Raw genomic sequence first — 19,586 nt, forward strand, 5'->3', positions numbered from 1 at the left:
CCACTCTCATCTTTTATAAATTTATTTCGTCGCAAGAATTGCTGCTTCTACTGCTGCTTTTTCCCGTTGGATCAAATCCACACGTGCTGCGATTTCCTTGATTCCCATGCTGATGTTTCGGCTGATAGCCATATCAGACAATTGTGGTTCAAAGAAAGCTTTGAATTCTGCTAAGCGATCTGCTGTTTTAAAGGTATTGGCTGGGTAGATGACAAACTTGTCAAAGCTCATGTCTCCGCCAAGAGTTGCTTTGACCCATTCCCAATTTTCACGCGCCCAAGTCCAGGCAGATTCCTGGGTGAAGTCATGATGTAAGAAAGTGAAATACCAACTCATTGCCAAGTCTTGTGGTTTCACAACATCCTTGTTCTTCCACTCTGTCAAAATCTTTTCAACTGTGTCTGCATTGGTTGTATAAGCCAAAGCTGTAGACAATTGACGCTTGAAGTTGCCATCTGTCGCTTGGGCATAAGTCGTCAAGTACAAATCAGTCAATTCTTTGCTTTCATGGTGTTTGATTTGGTTAATCAAGATTTGCAAACGAATGGCTGCTGGAAGCTTGCTAATATTGTCTGCATGGGCTGCATAGATTTCGCTTGCTTTGGCGCTTGCTTCTGCATCATCCCCCTTGATCATATTGGCAATCACCAATTGACGAACCATTTCATCCTCATCGGCTTCTCCAGCTTTTGGTTCAAAACCAAGGCGTTCAAAGTTGAATTGGTTAAAGGTTACCAACAAGGCTTTATAGGCTGCTTCGACTTCAGTCCCTTCATCCACAAAGAGGCTGAGACCTTGAAGAATGGATGAAACCGCAGATACAACCAAATAAGAACTTTCTTGCGTTAATTTCTCGATAACTGGCAAGAGGCTTGCATACGAGATGACACCACTTTCTGCTAGGAGACGGCGCTCTTGTACAACTTGAAGCTTGCTGGTGTTATCCAAGGAAGCCATGTTGTCTACAATCGCATCCAAGAGCTCTCCTTGGTAATCGGTAATGTAGTGAGCTGTATTTTCCGTATTGAAACGAAGAGGTTCTTTATTTGCAGCAGCAAGGGCAGCATAACCTGGAATTTCAAGGGTTTCTGTTTCAAGTGTATCTGGAATACCAGACCAGTTGCTGTTCAATGGCACAACCCATTTACGGCCTTGATCTTCATGTTCCCCAATGAAGAATTGTTTTTGGCTGATCTTCAAGGTATCATTTTCTACCACTGCTGTAAGGACTGGATAACCCGGTTGTTCCAACCAAGAATCCATGAAGGCAGCTACATCACGGCCAGATGCATCACCTAGGGCATTCCAAAGGTCACGTCCGATCGTATTGCCGTATTGGTGTTTTTCAAAGTAAGCTTTGAGTCCTTTACGGAATGCGTCATCCCCTAACCAACGACGGAGCATATGCATGAGACGGCTACCTTTCGCGTAGACGATGGCTGGGTCAAAAAGAGTATTGATTTCATCAGGGTGTTTAACTTCCACATGGACCGATTGAACCCCATCGGTTGCATCGCGTTTCAAGGCCAATGGCACACCAGTAGTCTGGAAGTCTTCGAAGATATTCCAGCTTGGTTCGATGGCATTGACAGAGACATATTCCATCATGTTGGCAAAACTTTCGTTCAACCAGAGGTCATCCCACCACTTCATCGTAACGAGGTTACCGAACCATTGGTGAGCCAATTCGTGAGCGACTACAAGAGCGACTTGTTGGCGGCTAACTGCCGTTGAGTTTTCATCGACCAGGAGGTAAACTTCACGGTAAGTCACCAAGCCCCAGTTTTCCATGGCTCCAGAAGAGAAGTCTGGAAGCGCCACGTGAAGAGATTGAGGAATTGGGTACTTAACGCCGTAATAGTCTTCATAAAATTCGATGACACGTACCGCTACATCAAGAGAAAATTCTAAGTTTTTCAAAGGATGGGCTTTGGTTGAGTAGATACCTACGAGAGTGCCATTTTTTGTTTTGGCAGTCACACCTTGAAGATCCCCAGCAGCAAAGGCAAGGAGGTAAGAAGACATCCGTGGAGTCGTAGCAAATTTCCAAATGCCTGTTTCTTTGCGGTTTTCCACATCAATTTCAGGCATATTTGAGAGGGCAATTTCACCTTCTTCTTGGTCAAATTTTAAAGACAGATCAAACGTTGCTTTGGCTTCAGGCTCGTCCACACTTGGAAAAGCTTCACGCGCAAAATGGCTCTCAAACTGGGTAGAGAGGACTTCCTTCTTCACGCCATCAATGCTGTAGTAAGATGGGTAAATCCCTGTCATATTGTCTGTGATCTTACCTGAATAAGTCAAGGTAACTGTTACTTGACCTGTTCCTTCCAATTCAACATAGACTGCTTCATTGTCATCATCAACCGTAAAGGGACGGGCTTGACCTGCAACCTCTACTGTTTCGATGGTCAAATCTTTTTGGTGAAGCGAGATCTTGTCCGCCTTGGCTTGACCTGTGATCACCACACGACCACTAAAGGTCTTAGTTTTACGACTTAAATCCAAAAACACGTCATAATGTTCTGGAACGAATGTTTCTACAAAATGTGCAACTGCTTGCATAATTTCCTCCTTTTTATTTCGATGCTTTCCTATCAAAAGCCCTAATAGGACTATTTTATCACAAAGTCGGGATAAAAGAAAAGACAAGCATGACAATGCCTGCCTGAGAGCTAAAAGAATGGGGCTTTGGGAGTCGAAATCAACGATTTTTAATCAATTCACTTTTCTTCTATTCCCAAAGATTCGTCTTTCTTACATTTCTACAATTTTACCTGTTTCAAAGTAGACAACCCATTCACAGATATTTTTTGCATAATCTCCGATGCGTTCCAAGAAGTTAATCACTTGGAAGTAATCACGACCGGTCAAGATAGACTCAGGATTTTTACGAATTTCTTCTGTCGTCAATTCTTGAATGCTTTCAAAGAAATGATTAATTTCTTCATCACGTGAAGCAACTGTATAGGCCAAATCAACATCGCCTTTGAGGTAGACATCAAGGGTCGCTTCGACAAAGTCTTTGACTTCACGTCCCATTTTGCTGATTTCTTCTTCAACAGATTTAATGCGCACTTCACCTTTCATCCGAATCGTTGCTTTGGCAATTGAAACAGCATGGTCACCCATCCGCTCTAAGTCAGAAACCGCTTTTAAGACGGTCATGACGACGCGAAGGTCTTGTGACACTGGCTGTTGAAGGGCAATGATCTCAAAGGATTTGCGCTCTAACTTCACTTCAAAATCATTGATCTTGGCATCGTCTTCGATGACTTGACGGGCCAATTCACGGTCATGTGTGACAAAAGCTCTTACTGTACGGTTGATCTGGCTCAACACTTCGTTTCCCATTGCATAAAACTGGTTATGCAACTTTTCTAAATCTTCTTCAAATTGAACTCGTAGCATTTTCTTTTTCTTCCTATCCAAATTTTCCAGAGACATAGTCTTCTGTTTCTTTCTTAGCTGGGTTCAAGAACATTTCATTGGTATCATTGTACTCGATCAAATCGCCACCTAAGAAAAAGGCTGTTTTATCTGAAATACGACTCGCCTGCTGCATGGAACGAGTCACCAAAAGCATGGTATAGCGGTCTTTTAGGCCATAGAGGGTTTCCTCAATCTTACCAGCTGAAATCGGGTCTAGCGCTGAGGTCGGCTCATCCAACAGGATGATTTTAGGACTGGTCGCAAGGACCCGAGCCACACAAACCCGCTGTTGTTGACCTCCAGAAAGGCCAATGGCTGAGTCATGTAAACGATCCTTGACCTCATCCCAAATAGACGCACGCTTGAGGGAGGTTTCTACTGCCTCATCTAAGACCGCCTTGTCCTTTATTCCATTGATCATCAACCCATAAGTGACATTGTCATAAATGGACATGGGAAAGGGGTTGGGCTGTTGAAAAACCATTCCGATTTCCTTGCGCAACTCAACAGTATCTGTCCGCGGACCGTAGATATTGTGGCCGTTGTAAAGTACCGTCCCAGTCGTCGTCACTTCAGAGTTTAAGTCTCCCATGCGATTGATGGCTTTTAAAAGGGTTGATTTTCCCGATCCTGATGGACCGATTAAGGCAGTAATCTCTTTTGACGCAAAGTCCAAGGAGACACTATTTAAGGCCTTCTTTTTGTTGTAATACACCGACAAGTCCTTGACTTGTAAAATTGGATCTGTCATTTTATATTCCTTTTTGTCCTTCTACCTTATCCAAAGTGACCTGACACATAATCGTTGGTCGATTGCAATTTGGCATTTTGGAAAATATGCGAAGTCTTGTCATACTCGATCAGGTCTCCAAGGTAGAAGAAGCCGGTATAATCGCTCGCACGGGCAGCCTGTTGCATGCTGTGTGTCACAATGACAATGGTATAATCTTTTTTCAACTCAAGCATGGTTTCTTCCAATTGCGCCGTTGCAATGGGGTCTAAGGCTGAAGCAGGTTCGTCCATCAGTAAGATGTCTGGCTTCACAGAGATGGCACGCGCAATACAAAGTCGCTGCTGCTGACCACCTGAAAGGGTTAAGGCAGATTTATGGAGGTCATCCTTGACCTGATCCCATAGGGCTGCCTGCTTCAAAGAAGTTTCGACCAATTCGTCCAAGACCTTCTTGTCTTTCACACCAGCACGTTCATGAGGGAAGGTGATATTTTTGTAAATCGATTTGGCAAAAGGATTGGGCCGTTGGAAAACCATCCCGATGTGCTTGCGCATTTCATAGACATTGATATCTGGACGGTTAACATCGATTCCTTCATACCAAATTTCACCCGTAACACGCGCAATATCGATGGTATCATTCATCCGGTTCAAACTACGAAGGTAGGTTGATTTCCCAGATCCTGAAGGACCGATCAAGGCTGTAATCTTATTCTTTTCAAACTGCATGTCGACGCCTTTGATGGACTCGTTCGTTCCATAATAGACATGCAAATCTTTAGTCGATAGGACCACCTTTTCTTCAGGAAAAGTAATGATGTGTCGCTCATCCCAATTGTATTTTGACATTTCTTCTCCTTTAAGCAGATGTTAGTTTTTTATGGAGGTAACTTCCGAGTTTGCGGGCTCCAAAGTTAAAGATCAAGATAAAGATCAAAAGAACAGCGGCTGAACCAGCTGAGACTTCGATTGAGTCTGGAATGGTTCCTTCACTATTGACCTTCCAGATATGGACAGCCAAGGTTTCAGCCTGACGGAAGATCGAAATCGGACTGGTTACACTAAAGATGTTCCAGTTTGACCAATCAAGAGCTGGAGCCGATTGACCTGCTGTATAGATCAAGGCAGCGGCTTCCCCAAAGATCCGTCCTGATGCCAATACGACCCCAGTAATAATGCTTGGAAGAGCCTCCGGTACCACGACATGAATCACGGTTTCCCAGCGAGACAAGCCCAATGCTAAACCTGCTTCGCGCTGCGTATGATGGACGTGCTGCAAGCTATCTTCGATATTACGGGTCATCTGAGGTAGGTTAAAGACAGTCAAGGCCAAGGCCCCTGAAATGATCGAAAATCCATATTTGAACTGGACAACAAAGACCAAGTAACCAAAGAGACCTACAACGACAGATGGCAAGGAAGACAAGATCTCAATACAGGTACGAACCAAATTGGTCAAGCGCCCTTTTTTAGCGTACTCAGAAAGGTAAATCCCAGCCCCAAGAGAAAGTGGGAAGGAAATCACCAAGGTAATGACTAAGAGGAAAAAGGAATTATACAATTGAATTCCGATCCCTCCCCCTGCTTGATAAGAAGAGGATCTACCAGTCAAGAAGTGCCAGGATACATGGGGCAAGCCACGGACCAAGATATAAAGGATCAATGAGGCAAGAATCGCAACGATGATCCCTGAAATAGCATACAGTACTCCTGTTGCAATTTTATCCATTCGTTTAGCGTGCATAGTTCTTCTTACCTCTTTCTTTCGTAATCAGTTTAATCACACTGTTAAAGGCAAGACTCATAAGGAGCAATACCAAGGCAAGCGACCAGAGAACATTGTTATTGACTGTTCCCATAACGGTATTTCCGATTCCCATGGTCAAAATAGAGGTGAGGGTGGAAGCTGGTGTAGTGAGCGAGGTTGGTACCACAGCCGAGTTTCCGACTACCATCTGAATGGCCAAGGCTTCCCCAAAGGCGCGCGCCATCCCAAAGACAACCGCTGTAAAAATTCCAGAGCGTGCTGCCTTGAGTGTGACATGCCAGATGGTTTGCCAGCGTGTCGCTCCCATAGCCATACTGGCTTCCCGGTAATGACGAGGAACAGCACGAAGACTATCGGTCGTCATAAAGGTCACTGTCGGTAGGATCATGACAAAGAGGACAAAGACACCTGAGAGAATCCCAAAACCAGTCCCTCCAAAGAGACTACGCGTAAATGGAACAACGACTTGGAGACCAATAAATCCATAAACAACGGAAGGAATTCCTACCAAAAGCTCAATCGCTGGTTGCAAAAACCGTGATCCTTTGGGAGATACTTCCGTCATAAATACAGCTGCACCAATGGCAAACGGTGTTGCCAAGAGGGCAGAGAGCAAGGTTACGATAAAAGATCCCAAAATCATCGGTAGGGCCCCGAATTCCTTAGCAGCAGGGTTCCAGGCGCTACCAAATAGAAAACTAAAGATATTGACTTTATTGACAAAGAAAGTCGACAAGCCTTTTTGAGCCACAAAAATCAAAATCATGGCGACGACGACGACAATCAAACTCATACATAGAAAGGTAATGGTCTTCCCAAATTTTTCTAGACGGGAGTTTTTGGATTTCGTCAGCATTTTTTTTGCTACTTCGTTCATTTTTTACCCAATTCTGTTATTTTTTTGTCACATTTCCTTTTAAATCACGGGTGACTTTCATGTCATTGATAGGAATATAGCCCATCTTTCCAACCACTTTTTGCTGGATCTCATCGGTCATCATATAGTCGATAAAGGTTTTGGCCAAGTCATTTGGCTTCCCTTTGGTATACATATGCTCATAAGACCAGATCGGCCATTTGTTGCTGATGACATTTTCTTTGGTGGGTTGGTAACCATTGAGCTTCATAGTTTTGACACTGCTATCTAGGTAGGTAAAGGCCAAATAAGAGATGGCTCCTGGCGTTTGGGAAACAATATTTTTAACCATCCCGTTTGAATCTTGCTCTTGGGCTTGCTTTGGCTGTTTGCCGTCCATTATGATGGTATCAAAGACAGCTCGGCTACCAGAACCTACGGCACGGTTCACAATCGTGATCTCAAGATCTGGACCACCCAATTGCTTCCAATTGGTATATTCTCCTGTGAAAATCTTCCGCAACTGCTCTGTCGTCAAATTATCGATGGAGATATCTTTATTTGCGATAACGGCTGTCCCTGCTACGGCTACCTGATGGTCAACCAAGCTTGATGCATCAATCCCAGATTTTTCTTCTGCAAAAAGGTCACTATTTCCAATATCGACAGCCCCTGATTGGACCTGGGAAAGTCCTGTACCAGAACCGCCTCCTTGCACGTTGACAATCTTTCCTGGATGTTCCTCAATGTAGCGGTCCACGACTCCTTCCACAAGAGGCTGCAAAGCAGTAGATCCAACGGCCGTGATGGATTCTCCGCGATTGATCCAAGAAGCACAAGCAGATAAACTTCCTGCTAATGCGATCGTCGCTAGTCCTAGGATCAGCTTTTTTGACTTTTTCAAATCGTATCTCCTTGATTGTTTACTATTTCAATTAAACTATTTGCCAAGTGATGTTTTGTAAAAAAACACCTCTACTTCCACTATATCATAGAACAGATTCTTTTCATAGTATTTTACCTAAAACGCAGACCCTTTGGATAGAAATTTTTTAGGGTCTGTCCGGTGACCTTAGCAAAACCTAAACCATTGCCTTCGACCAGGACCTGATACCAACCATTGGGATGATTTTCTTCCAATTGGATCGTCTCTCCCGCTACATAATGGACAAAGTCATCAGGTGTAATGGAAACCCTCGCTTTGACCTCGCTTGGTCTTAGAGCGAGTCCGAGAGCAAAGCTAGGCTCAAAGCGGTTTTTCTTGAAGGTCCCAAGGTGCAAACCATTGCGGGCAATTTTTATTTTTCGAAGATCTGGCAAACCTTTCGGCACCAGATAGAGCTCTTCTCCAAAAGTTTCTAGCACTCCATCGAGTGTAATGAATAGGTGTTTTTTGGCAAAATCTTGCCACAATTTCTTCTGTTCAGCAGTTAATTGGTCTTTCTTGGAAGGAGGTTTCGCAGCTCGATTCTCACCAAGATAACGGAACTTCGCAACGAATTGCCCTTCTCCTTTGAAGAGATGCGGGTACATGCGCGCCGTTTCAGGATAGCCAATGCCATCTGCCATGCCATTGATTTTTTCAATTCTATCCAGTTCCAACTCAAAGTTCTGTAACAACCAGGACACCATCTCTTCGTTTTCTTCAGGAGCCCAGGTACAGGTCGAATAAACTAAAAAACCTCCTGGAGCCAGCATTCTGATGGCATCCTCTAGGATCTCTCGTTGGAGGGAGGCACATTGCTCTGGATAGTCTAGAGACCAATAGTCCATAGCATCTGGTTGCTTGCGAAACATCCCCTCGCCCGAACATGGAGCATCTAGAACAATGAGATCAAAAAAGCCAGAAAAGACCTTTGCTAAACGATCTGCTGACTCATTGGTCACCAGTACATTTCGCGCACCAAAGCGCTCCACATTCTCAACCAAGATTTTGGAACGGCCTTTATGGATTTCATTGGAAACTAGCAGTCCTTGATTGTCCAAGTAGGATAGGAGCTGGGTCGTCTTCCCTCCAGGGGCTGCTGCTAAGTCAAGTACCTTCATTCCAGGCTTTGGCTGAGCTACTTGGGCTACCATCTGTGCAGCTGGCTCCTGCGAGTAGACCAAACCTGTCGCATGCTCGATCGATTTACCAGACACCTTTCCATAATGGCCCCAAGGGGTATTAGGAATAGAGTCCGAAAAGGCTTTTTGGGCTTCTTTCAAAGGATTGGTGCGAAAGGCTGAGACTGCTTCTTGGTCAAACGTCGCAAAAAAAGCAGCAGCATCCTCACCTAGAAGATGCTGGTATTTTTCTGTAAAACCGTTGGGAAAATTCATCTAGTTTCTCCCCTTCTTCAGATAGGTCTGGATTTCAGACAACTTGGCCTTCGGCACCATCATGATGGGCTCAATGGTTTGGTAATTTGGCTGATCTCCATTGAGATTCAAAATGGTATAGCCTAAGCGTTCGCCCATAATGGCAGCAGCTGCATAGTCCCATGGCCAAAGATAGCTAAAGTAAGCCAGAATTCCACCGGAAAGAATTTTTGAAAAACTAATGCCGGCACTTCCATAGACACGGATCCCAAGGCACTTCATCCCCAGATCGACCATTCCCCATTCATTTTTTTCTAGCATACCGACATTAGAGGACATCAAAAGGGTATCGAGAGGCCGGTCCACAAAAGGAGTGAGTTCTAGCTCATTGCGGTAAACTGGAAACTCGCCACCTCCATAAAAAAGCTGATCGCGCATCACATCATAAATCAGGCCAAATTGACCATGGCCCTCTTCAAAGTAAGCCACCATCACAGCAAAATCTTCTTTTTGGGCTACGAAATTATTGGTGCCATCAATCGGATCAATCACCCAAACAGATCCTTCTGAAATGGGGGAACGAAGGCCGTCTTCCTCCGCAAAAATCTGATCCGTCGGGTAACGTCGGGTAATCTTTTCAACCAAATCTTTTTGGACCTGCTGGTCCATCTGGGTTACCAAATCAGTTGGTCCTGTCTTTCTCATGATTTTCAATGAATCATCGAGATGCTGCCGGATATACTCTCCAGCCTCGAGAACGATCTGTTTGGCAAACTCTAACTTATTTCTCAAGTGAAAACCATCCTTGTTCTTTTTGTTTTGCGGCCTGGGTCGCACGGTAAAGAGAATAGCCGCTAACTTGCTCAAACTCTCGTCCAAGACGCTTTTCTTCTCCAATACTTGGTACGACTTGTTTAAAAGCCCGGTAGGCCTTGAGATATTCACCAGCCTCTACCTTGCTCTCATAAGCCTCTTCAACCTTGTTAAAAAAAGAAAGCACTGAAGCAAGCTCTTCAGTGCTCCACGATAAATCCAGTGGGTAACTATAATTTTCTATCATCCATCAAACTTCTCAATTTATTTCTGCTCTCAGAGTGGCAGAGCGTAACTCTTGTTTGCGATAACTTCGTGGCAAGAAGGCCCGAATTTCGTCTTCATTAAAGCCGATTTGCATGCGTTTGTTATCCAAAATAATGGGTCTACGCAAGAGACTTGGATTTTCCTCAATCAGTCGGATCAAGGCAGAAATCGACAAATCCTCCACATCAACGTCTAATTTTTGAAAAATTTTTGAGCGAGTTGAGATGATGTCGTCCGTTCCATTTTCGGTTAAGGCCAAAATACTTGTCAACTCCTGACTGCTCAAAGGACTTGTCATAATATTGTGTTCTTTAAATGGAACATCGTGCTTCTTTAACCAAGCCCGTGCTTTTCGACATGATGTACAACTCGGTGATAAAAATAATGTAATCATGTATTTCACTTCTTTATTGTATCTAACTATTTAACTCTATTATACAAAAAAAAGAGAGGCTTGAAAAGGCTTTTTTGATTTCTCGGCTATTTTTCTGAATTTCAGTGGAAATCAGGAAGCACTTTCATTTTCCTTAACATGGTAAGACGAAGAAAAAGGGGCATGACACCCCTTGAAATTATAGCTCCGACCACTGGCGTGCGACTGCTTCGTCCTCTTCTAATTGAGCTACTAAAGACGCTACACCATCAAACTTGACCATTTCTCGAATCTTGTCCAACCAATGAATGGTTAGGGTATGACCGTAGATATCACCTGTAAAATCGAAGAGATTGACTTCAAAACGCAATTCTTTACCATCAAAGGTGACATTTTTCCCGACAGAGGCCATTCCCCGATAGGTCTGCCCTTTAAAATCAACATCGACTACATAGACGCCATCTGATGATAGATAAGTCCGATCAATCGGGGCTAGATTAGCCGTTGGATAGCCAATAGTCCGACCACGCGCATCCCCGTGCACCACAATCCCTCGACTAGCTAAGGGACGTCCCAGCAGACGTGCCACTTCCTTGACGCGTCCTTCTACAACTGCTTTACGAATACGGGTTGAGCTGATCTTCTCACCTTGATCCAGTACGGGTTCAATGACTTCCACTTGGCCTCCAAAATAAGCGGATAAATCGGAGGCTGTTTTCTTATCACAACCGAAACTATAATCAAAACCAGCAATCAAGACCCGAGCTCTCAAGGCTTTTACAAATTGATCGACAAATTCTTTGGCTGTTTTAGAAGCAAAATCGGTCGTAAAATCAATGAGAAAGAGCTCATCCACTCCTAATTCGTTTAATTTTTGGAACCGATCCTCAGGACTTTGCAGATGGAGCAACAATTCTGGTTGGTAGCGAACAAAAGCTAGCTTGGGTGATTCCGGAAAGGTTAACAAAGCAACCTTCAAGCCTTTTTCATCTGCTATCTGGCGTGCCTTTTTAAAAAGTTCTTGATGCCCTAGGTGCAAGCCATCAAAGTAGCCCAAGACCAAAACCGTCTCACACTCCAAATGGATCTGATTTGCAGTAGTTATCGTACGAATATTCATGAATTTATTGTAACACACTTTCTGTCAGAAAAACTTTGCGAGGTTTGAAAAGTTCTTCCCTTTTCTCCAAAATAGCCACTAGTTTTCCTTGGTAAAAAGCAGCCAACTCTTTTGCCTCACTCTCAACCGGAATAAAGCGTCCCACTTGGACTTCGCCGACCTCTTCTACTGTCAGCTCTACTGTTTCCAGATCTCCAGTCCCAATCTCAAGTGGATGAAGGAAGCTCAAATCTCCTTGGACTACTTTTTCAGCCACTTCTTCTAAAGTCAAGGCATCTTCAAGGGACAAACCGGCTGCACTGGTGCGGATCAAGTGGGACATATGGGCTGCATAACCCAGTTTCTGCCCTAAATCCACCGACAAGGTCCGGATATAGGTCCCCTTACTGCATTTGACACGGAAGGGGAATCGGGCTGTTTTCTCTTCATAAACAATCTCTCCGGTCCTTGCAAACTCATAAATGGTCACTTTTCGAACAGGACGTTCCACTTCTTCTCCTGCACGCGCATATTCATAGAGCTTGCGCCCATTGACCTTGACCGCTGAATACATGGGCGGGACCTGCTCGATCTCACCCACCATCTGAGCAATCATACGGTCGACCTCTGCTGCATCTAAAGGTGCTTCCACTGGGGTCCGCTCTATGACTTCACCGCTGGCATCTTCTGTCGTTGTGGAAAAACCCAGAGTGATTTCACCCTCATAGATCTTGCCCTCATCTTGCATGAATTCAACCATACGAGTCGCCTTTCCTACGGCAATGGGAAGCACTCCTACCACATCCGGATCCAGGGTTCCTCCATGGCCAATCTTCTTGGTCCCCAGAATTTTGCGCAGTTTAAAGACCACATCGTGCGAGGTCATACCCACTTCTTTCTTTACATTAATAATTCCGTCCATCTGATTTGCTCTTTCTAACTGATTGTGTGATCATCCAAGTCACCGATCCTTTATTATACCATGAAAGCTCTCTCTTGTCGCTGATTCCCGTCTCCAAGGTGCTTCTAAAAAATTCCGTAGCAGATTTCAGACAATTTTTCGTTCATTTGATAAAATGAAAATCAAAGGAAGGTGTATAATATGTTAACGTATGATGTAATCGTTGTCGGCTTCGGGAAAGCCGGGAAAACTTTGGCCGCAAAATTGTCAAGCCAAGGGAAAAAAGTCGCTCTGATTGAAAAGAGCAAGTCCATGTACGGTGGTACCTGTATCAATATCGCTTGTATTCCAACTAAGACCTTGATTGTCGCAGCGGAAAAAGGCTTGGATTTTGAGCAAGCCATGAGCGAAAAAAATGCGGTCACCACTCGTCTCAACGGCAAGAACTACGCAACTATTGCTGGAACTGGTGTGGACATTATTGATGCAACAGCTCGTTTCGTTTCCAACAAGGTCATCGAAATTCAAGCTGGTAACGAAAAGGAAGAATTGACTGCTGAAACCATTATTATTAATACTGGTGCAGTACCAACTGTCCTTCCAATCCCAGGATTGGCTGAAAGTAAATTTGCTGTAGACTCAACCGGTATTCAACGTTTGGAAAACTTACCAAAACGCCTGGGTGTCCTTGGTGGTGGACCAATCGGATTGGAATTTGCTCATCTCTACAATACCTTAGGTAGTCAAGTAACAGTATTGGATGCTGCGGACACGTTCTTGCCACGGATTGAGCCAAGCATCGCAGCTCTTGCAAAAGGCTACCTTGAAGAAGATGGTATTCAGTTCCTTCAAGGTGTTCATACCCAAGAAATTAAAGATGGCCAAAACAGCTTAACGGTTGTAACCGATAAAGGAGACTTCGAGTTCGATATCCTCCTCTACGCAACTGGACGTAAGCCAAACACAGCTGGCCTTGGTCTTGAAAACACAGACATCCAAGTTACGGATCGTGGAGCGATTCAAGTCAACCGTCATTTGGAAACCAACGTCCCTGGTGTCTTTGCAGTTGGGGATGTCAATGGTGGTCCTCAATTCACCTATATGTCACTTGATGACTTCCGCATCGTCTTCAATTACCTTACAGGCGATGGAAGCTACAATCTCGAAACACGTAGAAATTATGCGACAACCCTCTTCATTGCTCCTCCATTGGCCCAAGTTGGCTTGACTGAGCAAGAAGCACGAGACAAAGGACTTCCAGTGGCTGTCAAAGAATTGCCAGTTGCTGCCATGCCACGTGGCCATGTCAATGCAGACCTCCGAGGGGCCTTCAAAGCAGTGGTCAATCCAGAAACCAAGGAAATCCTTGGAGCTACGCTCTTTGGAGAAGCTGCTGGTGAACTCATCAACCTAATCACCATGGCAATGGATAACAAGATCCCTTATACTTACATCGCAAAACAAATCTTTACCCACCCAACCATGGCAGAAAACCTAAACGATCTCTTTGCGATTTAACTAACATAAAAAAGCTGGAAATATTCCAGCTTTTTTAGTTTAAGAATCCACAGACAGCCTCTTGAAATACTTTATTTTCTTCATAAAGAGCATGCCCAGAATGCTTTAGAATAAGGAGCTGACAACCCGAAATCGCTTTTGCCAGTTCCTTGGATCCATTCACACCAATCACACCATCTTCGAGGGCACCAAGAACCAAGGTCGGACAATGAATTTCTTTTAAGACCTCAAGGCTATTATGTTCCAGGCAAGACTGAGACTGAATGACAATTCGTTTTTCATCTTTCATTCGTCCCAGGCGACCCATAATATGATAAAGCAACCGCCACTTTTGATAGCTCTTTTGCGTGTAGGAGTGCTGTGCGATATCCAGCATGAGATGCTTAAAATTTCCGGATTGACTGAGTTTTTGCCAATGCTCAATTCGTTCTCTAGCAAGTTGACTAGGCTTTGCAGTGGTCACAGCTAGGATGAGCCTTTGAACCCTTTCTGGAAAATCAACTGCCAACCATTGAGCAATCATTCCACCTTGTGAAATCCCCATGACATAGGCGGTATCTAGGTTTAGTGTCTCCATTGCTTCTGCTACATCTGCTGCCATATCCCGCGTCGTATAGCCCTGTCTCAGCTCATTGATTCGAGAAAAAACATAGATTTTATAGCGCTTAGCAAGTAGACGATAAGAGAGGGAAAAGAGCAGGGCCTTTCCTTTAACCGTCTGCAACCCATCCCCTAAGCCTGGTATGATAACTAGGGGCTGTTTTCCTTTTCCAAATGTCACATAATCCATGCTCTTATCGTTAAAATATAAGGTTTCCCCTTTTGTTGAAGACATTACTTCGTTCCCTCTACTATTTTTTCATGATTTATTTATTTTGAGTTTTTAAATGCAAGGCAAAGCCGGCAGTCACTTTTTCAAATCCAACTGCCTGATAAAACTGATGTGCAACATTTCGTTCAGCGGTTAATCCACTATTTAAAGCCAGTGCCTCAACTCCTTCTTTTACCGCTTGTTTTTTCAATTCATCGATTAGCCTACTAGCAATTCCTTGGCGTCTTGTTTCTTTTGAAACTGACAAAGCTAAAATACGATAGTAAGATCCATCTGCTTCAAAAAAGAAGAGCCTTGCATAACCTAAGAAACCTAAAATTTCTCCGTTTCTTTCAGCTAGAAGACAGCCATAGTGTGGTTGAGAAAGAATCATTTCTAAACGTCGAGACAGCTTAGAAGCGGTCGTTGGATAGCCTAAGTCTTCGTATAAAGACAGTAGGGCTTCAGCATCTTTCATAGTTGCTTTTCGTATCTGCATAGGATCCTCCTATTCTTCCTTCAGCGCATCAAATTTCGCTTTCATGGTTGGATTTTTGCGGGTCAATTTTTTAACAGAAACATCATCCAGCTTGTTGTTAGCAAGACGAAGTTGGTTTTCTGATGTCGTCAAGAACTTCTTAACTTCTTCCATCCGTTTGATGGCCTTGTCAATTTCATCGATAGCCTTGCCGAAATTGACTGAAGCTGAATTGTAGTTCTTAGCAAAGGCAACCTTGAAGGCGTCTAGGTCTTCTTCAAAGTGGGTGATGTCAATATTTTGCTCACGGATCAGTGCTAATTCTTGCTTGTATTTTAGAGAGTTAAGAGCCGCATTGCGTAAGAGACCAATCAACTGGATAAAGAACTGAGGACGCACGACGTACATTTTCTCATACTCATGGCTGACATCGACGATCCCTGTGTTAAAGTAGTCATTGTCTGCCTCTAACATGCTCACTAAAACCGCATATTCACAGTTCTTTTCTCGACGATCCTTGTCTAATTCCTTGTAGAAATCGGCATTCTTATGTTTTTTCTCTGTGCCGTCGGCCTCATTCTTCATCTCAAACATGATGGAAATGAATTCCAGCCCATTTTCATCAAAATCACGGAAGATGAAGTCTCCTTTAGAACCACGAGCAGAAATCTTGTTGTCCTTTTCGAAATAGGCATTTGGGAAGGCGAAACTACGAACCTTGTTAAACTCGCTCTCCGCATACTGTTCTAAACTTTCCCCAATGGCCTTGGTTGACTGTTGGGCCTTGAAATTCTTGTAGAACTCAACCTGCTCATTCGCTGCCTTAAGTTGGGCTTCATAGTTTTGTTTCACCGAAGTCAGAGAAAGCTCGTTTTCTTTTTCTTGTAGGAGGAGCTGATTTTTGACCTGATCACGTTCTTTCTCTAAATCAGAGAGTGTCTTTTGCAGTTGATTCTCATGCTCTAAACGTAAGGTAGCCAGCTGATTTTCCAGCGCCTGAACTTCTTTTTCCTTCTCTAACAGACTTTGGCTAGCCGTTTGCTCCACCTCTTTTTTAGCCAATTCTTTTTCAGTATCAAACTGTTGAACCTGATTTTGTAACCGAGCAATTTCTTGGTCCTTTTTTGCTAACTTCTCTTGTTGCTCATAAAGGGCCTTTTGCTCAGCTAAAGCCAACTCTTGCCGAATCCGTTCGTGGATTTCCTTATCAAACTCAGCTGTCCGTACCTGTGACAAGAGCTCGCTGTATTGACTTTCATTGACTGTAAAGACTTCCCCACAGTTGGGGCACTTGATTTCGTTCATAGCATGCCTCTTTCTCTATTCTTAGTCTATTATATCATGCTACCTGTAAAATCAAAACCAGCAAGCTAGGCCTGCTGGTTTAACCGAGTATTCATTCCTCTATTGGAGACTTTCCTTAGGTGAGGACGGACGGTAGCGACTCCCTTTGGGATTCCATACCTTAGATTTGAGCCTTCCGTCTCAAATCTACCGAGAGAGTGGGACAAAAGTCCTAGCCTCTCAATTGTTTTTGATTGTCGAGCAAGACGCAGTGGTTGAGTGGGCTCTACTACGCTGATTTCATCAGCTTTTACAGCCCTACTCAACTGTGCGGAGGTGGGACGACGAAATCGAATTCTAAAGAATGACCGATTTCTGTCCCACTCTCTTTCCTCACGGCGAAAAGTCTCAACCTATTCCTCACTATTCCCAAAAGTTCTTTTCTTGGAACTTTTTCATGTAGTCATCAATTAGATCCTCGAGGAGATAGTGATTGTTTATGTTCTGAAACAATATACTAGGCTTACTGGTTTCCGTTTATTTCTTTTCAATCGGAGCGACGCTGGCCAAGAGTTTCTTGAGACCCACTTCTGGGAAGTTAATCTTGAGTTCTTGGGTATTGCCACTACCAGAAACTTCTAGGACGGTTCCTTCGCCCCACTTCTTGTGAATAGCAATATCCCCAATGGACCAAGCGACACTTTCTTTGGCACCAGCTTGGTTGCCATTGCCAAAGGGAAGGCTTGAGGACGTGAGGGCACTTGGAGCTGCTTGTCTCTTGCGCTCTTGAAGGGCTTGCGACAGGCTCATTCCTTTTCCAAAGGTCGTTCCGCCACCATTGCTATAGGAAGCCTTAAAGCTCGTGTTAGCCGGACGCGCTAAGCCTTGGTAGGTCAATAAATCTGAGCTAATCTCATTGATGAAACGCGTTGGACGGTTGTAGCTGGTCCGTCCAAAGAGCAAACGAGAATTGGCATTGGTCAGGAAGAGAACCTTCTCTGCCCGCGTGATTCCTACATAAGCCAGACGACGTTCTTCTTCCAACTCATCCGGATCCTCAGCCGCTCGACTAAGAGGAAAGACGTTTTCTTCCATCCCAATCAAGAAGACCACTGGGAACTCCAGTCCTTTAGCCGCGTGAAGAGTCATCAAGGTCACTTCCGAAGTCTCTTGTGCCCCATCATCTGTATCGGCGATCAAGGCCAAGTCGTTCAAGAAACGACTTAAGGTATCTACACCTGATTCATCTTCAACAGACTCGTCGTTTTCATCAAAATTCTTGGTAACAGACAGAAACTCTTGGATATTCTCGATGCGGGCCTGACTTTCCAAATTTCCCTGATTGGTTAGAGCAGTCATATAGCCTGTCTTATCAAGGACTTCTTCGACCAACTCTGTAATGGTCAGCTGGTCCAACTTTTCTCTCAAATCAAGAATGAGATTGGCAAAGTCCCAGATGGCTTGGGCCGCTTTTCCTTTGATGCCAGAGAGCATGATATTGGCTGAAGCATCCAGGAGTGAGGACTCTTGCATTTGGGCAAAATCGCGAATCTTCTCCACTGTACCTGGCCCGATTCCCCGCTTAGGTTCATTGATAATGCGCTCAAAACTGATATTGTCACTGAGGTTAGCAATCAAGTTCAGATAAGCAATGACATCCCGAATTTCCTTACGGCTGTAGAACTTGGTTCCCCCTACCATAGTGTAAGGAATGTTGGACTTGAGCAAGGCTTCTTCAATGGTCCGTGACTGGGCATTTGTCCGGTAGAGAACCGCAAAATCACGGTGTTTGTAGCCCGCTTCGCGACTCAACTCTTCAATGGTTTTAGCAACAAAGACCGCTTCGTCCTGCTCGTCATTGGCCCGGTAATAGACAATCTCTTCCCCGTCTTCATTTTGGGTCCAGAGATTCTTCGGACGACGGTGGCGATTGTTTTTGATGACATCATTAGCTGCTTGTAAAATCGTCTTAGTCGAGCGGTAATTCTCTTCTAGGAGGACGACCTTAGCTTCCTTATAATCCTTCTCAAAGTCCAGGATATTCTGCATATCTGCTCCCCGCCAGCCATAAATAGACTGGTCCGCATCCCCAACCACACAGATATTTTTAAAACGTGAAGCCAAGAGTTTGACCAACTGGTATTGGGCATGGTTGGTATCTTGGTACTCATCTACATGGATGTATTGGAACTTCTGCTGGTAATAGGTCAGCACATCAGGATGCTGGTCAAAAAGACGCAAGGTCAGCATGATCAAATCATCAAAGTCTACTGCTTCAGACTGACGGAGTTCCTTTTGGTAAGCCTCATAACACTTGGCGACGATCTGAGTATACATATCTCCCGCTTGGCCAGCATAGGCCACTTCATCGATCAAGTCATTTTTGGCATTGGAAATAGTTCCCAAAATGGTTCGTTCATTCCATTTCTTAGGATCCAAGTTTAACTGCTTGAGAATACGTTTCATCAAGGTCCGTTGCTCACCCGGATCGACAATGGTAAAGTTACGATTGTAACCAATGTGATCCGCATCTCGGCGCAGGATACGCACACACATGGAGTGGAAGGTGGCAATCAAGCAATCTTGGGTCGCTGGATTTAGCTGATAAGCCCGCTCCTTCATCTCCCGAGCGGCTTTATTGGTAAAGGTAATGGCCAAAATATTCCAAGGATTGACCATCTTTTCATCGATCAAGTAAGCGATGCGGTGAGTCAAGACACGTGTCTTACCAGAACCAGCCCCCGCCATGATCAAGAGGGGTCCTTCTGTCGTTTGGACTGCCTCTGCTTGGCGATCATTCATACCATTCAATAAAGGATTCATCTCATTCTCCTCATTCATTCAATCGTTCTATTATACCACAAAAACCGACCCAGCTTATTCTAAAAAGGGACACATTTGAATTTCACTTCTAAAAACGATATAATAGTAACTTATAAACTATAATGTTCTC

The 19,586-nt window shown here is 44.2% G+C and carries 18 protein-coding genes; 1 reads left to right on the forward strand and 17 read right to left on the reverse strand.

The annotated features are described in order from the left end of the window. Nucleotides 1-21 precede the first annotated feature (21 nt). From HA044_RS03135 to truB, 13 genes are all read right to left on the reverse strand, one after another. The gene (locus HA044_RS03135) at nt 22-2,565 is read right to left on the reverse strand and encodes a M1 family metallopeptidase (protein WP_187539195.1); all 2,544 of its coding nucleotides are present in this window, start codon (nt 2,563-2,565) and stop codon (nt 22-24) included. 192 nt (nt 2,566-2,757) lie between these two features. Beyond that, the gene (gene phoU / locus HA044_RS03140; RefSeq protein ID WP_187539197.1) at nt 2,758-3,411 is read right to left on the reverse strand and encodes a phosphate signaling complex protein PhoU; all 654 of its coding nucleotides are present in this window, start codon (nt 3,409-3,411) and stop codon (nt 2,758-2,760) included. 13 nt (nt 3,412-3,424) lie between these two features. Continuing rightward, on the reverse strand, nt 3,425-4,183 hold the full coding sequence (gene pstB, locus HA044_RS03145; RefSeq protein ID WP_187539199.1) for a phosphate ABC transporter ATP-binding protein PstB: 759 nt from the start codon (nt 4,181-4,183) through the stop codon (nt 3,425-3,427). A gap of 26 nt (nt 4,184-4,209) precedes the next feature. Continuing rightward, a complete protein-coding gene (gene pstB / locus HA044_RS03150) occupies nt 4,210-5,013 on the reverse strand; it encodes a phosphate ABC transporter ATP-binding protein PstB (protein WP_187539201.1) in 804 nt (267 codons plus the stop codon). A gap of 10 nt (nt 5,014-5,023) precedes the next feature. Further along, nucleotides 5,024-5,908, reverse strand: a complete 885-nt coding sequence (gene pstA / locus HA044_RS03155) for a phosphate ABC transporter permease PstA (RefSeq protein ID WP_187539203.1) — start codon at nt 5,906-5,908, stop codon at nt 5,024-5,026. Next, entirely contained in the window at nt 5,898-6,809 is a 912-nt protein-coding gene (pstC, locus tag HA044_RS03160) for a phosphate ABC transporter permease subunit PstC (protein ID WP_187539205.1), read from the reverse strand. Before pstC ends, pstA begins: the two co-directional genes overlap by 11 nt. A gap of 16 nt (nt 6,810-6,825) precedes the next feature. Beyond that, nucleotides 6,826-7,692, reverse strand: coding sequence for a phosphate ABC transporter substrate-binding protein PstS family protein (locus tag HA044_RS03165; protein ID WP_187539207.1), 867 nt, complete (start codon nt 7,690-7,692; stop codon nt 6,826-6,828). A 113-nt stretch (nt 7,693-7,805) separates the two neighbouring features. Then, nucleotides 7,806-9,110, reverse strand: coding sequence for an RsmF rRNA methyltransferase first C-terminal domain-containing protein (locus HA044_RS03170; protein ID WP_187539209.1), 1,305 nt, complete (start codon nt 9,108-9,110; stop codon nt 7,806-7,808). Then, a complete protein-coding gene (locus HA044_RS03175; protein ID WP_187539211.1) occupies nt 9,111-9,881 on the reverse strand; it encodes an inositol monophosphatase family protein in 771 nt (256 codons plus the stop codon). After that, nucleotides 9,871-10,149 (reverse strand): UPF0223 family protein, encoded by a 279-nt coding sequence (locus HA044_RS03180; RefSeq protein ID WP_187539213.1) that lies wholly within the window; start codon nt 10,147-10,149, stop codon nt 9,871-9,873. Before HA044_RS03180 ends, HA044_RS03175 begins: the two co-directional genes overlap by 11 nt. 12 nt (nt 10,150-10,161) lie before the next feature. Further along, nucleotides 10,162-10,563, reverse strand: coding sequence for a Spx/MgsR family RNA polymerase-binding regulatory protein (locus tag HA044_RS03185; protein ID WP_187539215.1), 402 nt, complete (start codon nt 10,561-10,563; stop codon nt 10,162-10,164). 178 nt (nt 10,564-10,741) lie between these two features. After that, a complete protein-coding gene (locus HA044_RS03190; protein WP_187539217.1) occupies nt 10,742-11,662 on the reverse strand; it encodes a bifunctional riboflavin kinase/FAD synthetase in 921 nt (306 codons plus the stop codon). A 4-nt stretch (nt 11,663-11,666) separates the two neighbouring features. After that, entirely contained in the window at nt 11,667-12,563 is an 897-nt protein-coding gene (truB, locus tag HA044_RS03195) for a tRNA pseudouridine(55) synthase TruB (RefSeq protein WP_187539220.1), read from the reverse strand. 180 nt (nt 12,564-12,743) lie between these two features. On the opposite strand from truB, the gene HA044_RS03200 reads away from it, so the two are divergent. After that, nucleotides 12,744-14,060 carry an FAD-containing oxidoreductase gene (locus HA044_RS03200; RefSeq protein ID WP_187539222.1) on the forward strand — a complete coding sequence of 439 codons (1,317 nt, stop codon included), beginning with the start codon at nt 12,744-12,746 and terminating at the stop codon, nt 14,058-14,060. A gap of 34 nt (nt 14,061-14,094) precedes the next feature. Here HA044_RS03200 and HA044_RS03205 read toward each other — a convergent pair whose 3' ends face one another. The 4 genes from HA044_RS03205 to pcrA form a co-directional block, all read right to left on the reverse strand. Further along, complete coding sequence (locus tag HA044_RS03205) at nt 14,095-14,895, reverse strand: alpha/beta fold hydrolase (protein ID WP_187539224.1); 801 nt, start codon at nt 14,893-14,895, stop codon at nt 14,095-14,097. A gap of 31 nt (nt 14,896-14,926) precedes the next feature. Then, complete coding sequence (locus HA044_RS03210) at nt 14,927-15,370, reverse strand: GNAT family N-acetyltransferase (RefSeq protein WP_187539226.1); 444 nt, start codon at nt 15,368-15,370, stop codon at nt 14,927-14,929. A gap of 9 nt (nt 15,371-15,379) precedes the next feature. Beyond that, nucleotides 15,380-16,654 carry a DUF2130 domain-containing protein gene (locus HA044_RS03215; protein WP_187539228.1) on the reverse strand — a complete coding sequence of 425 codons (1,275 nt, stop codon included), beginning with the start codon at nt 16,652-16,654 and terminating at the stop codon, nt 15,380-15,382. A gap of 516 nt (nt 16,655-17,170) precedes the next feature. Beyond that, nucleotides 17,171-19,456: a DNA helicase PcrA gene (pcrA, locus tag HA044_RS03220; protein ID WP_187539230.1), complete on the reverse strand. Its 2,286-nt coding sequence runs from the start codon at nt 19,454-19,456 to the stop codon at nt 17,171-17,173. Nucleotides 19,457-19,586 lie beyond the last annotated feature (130 nt).

The organism is Streptococcus sp. IMAU 99161 (genome assembly GCF_014435245.1).
GTDB lineage: Bacteria > Bacillota > Bacilli > Lactobacillales > Streptococcaceae > Streptococcus > Streptococcus lactarius.

What these genes read in the sequence shown, in the direction of transcription:
- HA044_RS03200 (WP_187539222.1), top strand. Translation starts at nt 12,744, where the DNA reads ATGTTAACGTATGATGTAATCGTTGTCGGCTTCGGGAAAGCCGGGAAA.
- HA044_RS03210 (WP_187539226.1), bottom strand. Translation starts at nt 15,370, where the DNA reads ATGCAGATACGAAAAGCAACTATGAAAGATGCTGAAGCCCTACTGTCT.
- HA044_RS03180 (WP_187539213.1), bottom strand. Translation starts at nt 10,149, where the DNA reads ATGATAGAAAATTATAGTTACCCACTGGATTTATCGTGGAGCACTGAA.
- pcrA (WP_187539230.1), bottom strand. Translation starts at nt 19,456, where the DNA reads ATGAATCCTTTATTGAATGGTATGAATGATCGCCAAGCAGAGGCAGTC.
- HA044_RS03185 (WP_187539215.1), bottom strand. Translation starts at nt 10,563, where the DNA reads ATGATTACATTATTTTTATCACCGAGTTGTACATCATGTCGAAAAGCA.
- pstA (WP_187539203.1), bottom strand. Translation starts at nt 5,908, where the DNA reads ATGCACGCTAAACGAATGGATAAAATTGCAACAGGAGTACTGTATGCT.
- HA044_RS03215 (WP_187539228.1), bottom strand. Translation starts at nt 16,654, where the DNA reads ATGAACGAAATCAAGTGCCCCAACTGTGGGGAAGTCTTTACAGTCAAT.
- HA044_RS03170 (WP_187539209.1), bottom strand. Translation starts at nt 9,110, where the DNA reads ATGAATTTTCCCAACGGTTTTACAGAAAAATACCAGCATCTTCTAGGT.
- phoU (WP_187539197.1), bottom strand. Translation starts at nt 3,411, where the DNA reads ATGCTACGAGTTCAATTTGAAGAAGATTTAGAAAAGTTGCATAACCAG.
- HA044_RS03205 (WP_187539224.1), bottom strand. Translation starts at nt 14,895, where the DNA reads ATGTCTTCAACAAAAGGGGAAACCTTATATTTTAACGATAAGAGCATG.
- HA044_RS03135 (WP_187539195.1), bottom strand. Translation starts at nt 2,565, where the DNA reads ATGCAAGCAGTTGCACATTTTGTAGAAACATTCGTTCCAGAACATTAT.
- truB (WP_187539220.1), bottom strand. Translation starts at nt 12,563, where the DNA reads ATGGACGGAATTATTAATGTAAAGAAAGAAGTGGGTATGACCTCGCAC.
- HA044_RS03190 (WP_187539217.1), bottom strand. Translation starts at nt 11,662, where the DNA reads ATGAATATTCGTACGATAACTACTGCAAATCAGATCCATTTGGAGTGT.
- pstB (WP_187539201.1), bottom strand. Translation starts at nt 5,013, where the DNA reads ATGTCAAAATACAATTGGGATGAGCGACACATCATTACTTTTCCTGAA.
- pstC (WP_187539205.1), bottom strand. Translation starts at nt 6,809, where the DNA reads ATGAACGAAGTAGCAAAAAAAATGCTGACGAAATCCAAAAACTCCCGT.
- pstB (WP_187539199.1), bottom strand. Translation starts at nt 4,183, where the DNA reads ATGACAGATCCAATTTTACAAGTCAAGGACTTGTCGGTGTATTACAAC.